The sequence below is a fragment of the Nocardiopsis sp. NPDC055879 genome (genome assembly GCF_053615935.1).
The window spans coordinates 1-3,028 of the sequence record NZ_JBSHCT010000069.1 but is presented as its reverse complement, the minus strand read 5'-3'; the positions used below and the strand labels follow the sequence as shown (position 1 = coordinate 3,028).

The following is a 3,028-nucleotide window of genomic DNA, read 5'->3' as shown; positions in this document are numbered from 1 at the left end:
CCCGTGCCCTGGCCGCCGACGCGCTGGCCGCTTGGCGAGAGGCCCGGGACATCCCCAGCCGACAGCGCAACCAGGTGGGTCGCAACTACCTTCGCGGCTTCCTGGTCCCGGCCCTGCGGCTGCTCGGCTACGACGTTCCGGCCGCGGCCGGCTTCCACCAGCTTCGGACCAAGGGCCTGGACCGCGGCTACTTCGAGTTCTCCCGGATCACCTGGAACGGCAACCCCACGGTGCCCCAGTTCGGCAGCAAATTGCACGGCCGACTCCGGGTGATGGTCTGCTGGGGTCAACCCCGAGCCGAACTCCTGCGCAGCTGGGTGGACAAGGACACGGCGGGCGGACCGCTCCTGGTCGCCTACCTGGGCACGATGTCCGCCGAGGTACGCCGTCGATTCGCGGTGGAGGCCGTGCACAACGAGACACCGGTCATCGTGCTCGACGACGCGGCCCTGGCCTACCTGGCCGCCCACGGCGACCGTCAGGTCGACACGGCCCTCTCGGTGCTGCTGCCCTTCTCGTCGGTCCAGCCCTACGTGCGCAAGAAGCGTTCCCTGGTACCGCCGGAGATGTTCTACGGCCGGGACACCGAACGCCGCTCAGTGATCGATCCCGAGGACACCCAGGTGGTCTTCGGCGGGCGCGGTCTGGGCAAGTCGGCGCTGCTGGACTCGGCCAAGAACGCCTTCGAACGCGAACCCGAAAGGGTGGCCCTGCACATCGAACTGAGCACCGTCGCGATCGGGCAGGGCGTCCAGGGGGCGGACGCCGTTTGGGACGTGCTGCTGCGTGAACTCCGCTTGGTGGGCGTGGTCCCCAAAGCCGGCCGAAGGGACACCGGCAAGGCCTACGACCTGGTGCGCGCGGGTGTACTGGCCTGGCTCACCGCGGACTCCCGACGCAGGCTCCTGATCATGCTCGACGAGTCCGACGGGTTCTTCGAGGCCGACGCGCCCCGCTTCCTGGAGACCAACCGGCTCAAGGAACTCGGGCAGCTCTCGGGTGCTCAGGGACGAGCCAAGGTCGTCTTCGCCGGTCTGCACTCGGTCCAGCGCTACTCGAAGGTCTCCAACAACACCTTCAAACACCTGGCCCAGAGCCCGACGATGATCGGTCACCTCAGCCCCTACCACGCCCACAAGTTGGTGACCGTGCCCATGGGCGCGCTCGGCTTCCGGTTCGAGAGCGACGAACTCATCCACCGGATCCTCGGCCACTGCTCCTACCAGCCCTTCCTGCTACAGATGTTCTGTGACCGGCTGGTTCGACACATGCACGAGATGAGGCGTACCGGGGTCGGCGCGCAGGAACCGCCCTACACCGTGGTCCGCACCGACGTGGAGGCCGTGGAGGGCGACCCGGAGTTGCGGGAGGACATCATCGAGACCTTCCGCGACACCCTCCACCTGGACCCCAGGTACAACATCATCGCCTGCGTGCTCGCCCACCACGCCTACGAGCGTGGTCTGGACGTGCGCCTGAGCGAGGTGGACCTGCGGGAGGAATGCCTGGACTACTGGCGGAAGGGCTTCGAAGGCCTCGACTCCGACGCCTTCCGCGCCTACCTCAAGGAGATGGTGGGCCTCGGCCTGCTGGCCGACAACCGTGACCTGCGCGGCTGGCGGCTGCGTTCGGCCAACGCGCTGCGGATGATGGGCACCAACGAAGCGGTCATGACCACCCTGGTCAACGCCGACGAAGCGATGGTCCCGGCCGAGTCCATCACCCTGGCCGTGCGTCGACAGCTGGAGGACGATCGTCTGGCGCCCGTCACCGCTTCCCAACTCGATGACCTGCTCGGCGACCACGCCAACCAGGTTCGGTTGGTGCTCGGCTCGACCGCGACGGGCATCGCCGACGTCACCGAGACGATCCGTTCGGTACGCGACGACTTCGGGGGCCGCTTCGATCTCCAAGAGCCCCAAGACCGACGTCGCTACGAAGAGGCCCTCGGCCAGGGACGCGCGGGACAACGCCGCATCGTCCTGTCCGACCTGGCCCGGGTCACCTCCCGCGCCGACACCTGCCTGGCCAGTGTGGAGGCCGCGTCGGAGCGCACGCCTTTGGGCCGTGGGGTGACCCGGTCGGTGGTCCTGGTCTCCGACCCCGAACAGATGGAGTTCTGGGAGACGTTGCTCGCCGACCCCGAACACCGTGGGGTGGGGTTGGTCCGGCTGCGCCGGCACGATGAGCTCTCCCTGCGGAACTGGTCCCGCGCCACCGAACTGTTCACCACCACCGAACGCCAGGAACTACTTCTGGAGACCACCGGGGGTTGGCCGATCCTGGTGGACCGCGCCCAGGAACTGGCCGGTCGGTACCAGGAGAAGAAGGCGCTGGAACGGCTGGCCAAGGAGCTGGCCCAGCCAGGCCGCGCCGCCGCGTTGGTCGACCAGGTCGGCCTGACCGCCCACCGGCCCCTCGCCGCCGCCTTCGACGCCATCGTGGAGCTGCTCGACGGGTCGGTCACCCACGGCGATCTGGTCGAGGCGGTCGTGCTCAAGGACGCCCACCCCGACCCCCACACCGCGGTGGAGTGCCTGGACGCGCTGGGCGTGTTCGACCGGACCGAGGGCGACACCTACCGGGTCGAACCACTCCTGGCCCGCTGCTGGCACCACCGGGACCTGTGACCGGAGCAAGCGAACGGCCCGGGGCGGACACGACGTCCACCCCGGGCCGAACCCGGCCTCAAGCGGCCTCAAGCGGCCTTGAGCAGGTCGTCGATCTGGGTGATGGCCGGGTGCTTCGCACCGCGCAACCGCACCAGGTCCTCGCGCAGGGAACGCAGGGTGCGACCCGCCTCCTCGCGCCGTCCCGCCCCCAACTCCAGCAGCCCGATCTGGCGGCGCAACTCCAAGGGACGGTGGTCATCGGAGCCGAACGCCGCGACCTCGTCCGCCAACAGCGCGGTCAACGATTCCAGCGCGGCGGCGGTGTCCCCGGCCAGGGCCCGGCACGTGGCGTCCTGCAACCGGCAGCGGAACACCAGGCTCCGGTCGCTGCCCGGGGCCCGCCCCAGGTCCTCGGC

1 protein-coding gene and 1 pseudogene are annotated in these 3,028 nt (G+C 69.4%); one reads left to right on the top strand and one right to left on the bottom strand.

The genetic code is table 11. The features are described from left to right. Positions 1 to 2,630: hypothetical protein (locus ACWGKS_RS29720; protein WP_452525040.1), on the top strand; the 2,630-nt coding region annotated here is incomplete at its 5' end. Between the two features lie 68 nt (positions 2,631 to 2,698). On the opposite strand, the pseudogene ACWGKS_RS29715 reads toward ACWGKS_RS29720, so the two are convergent. Continuing rightward, positions 2,699 to 3,028: pseudogene (locus ACWGKS_RS29715) on the bottom strand (serine/threonine protein kinase); the annotation flags it as partial.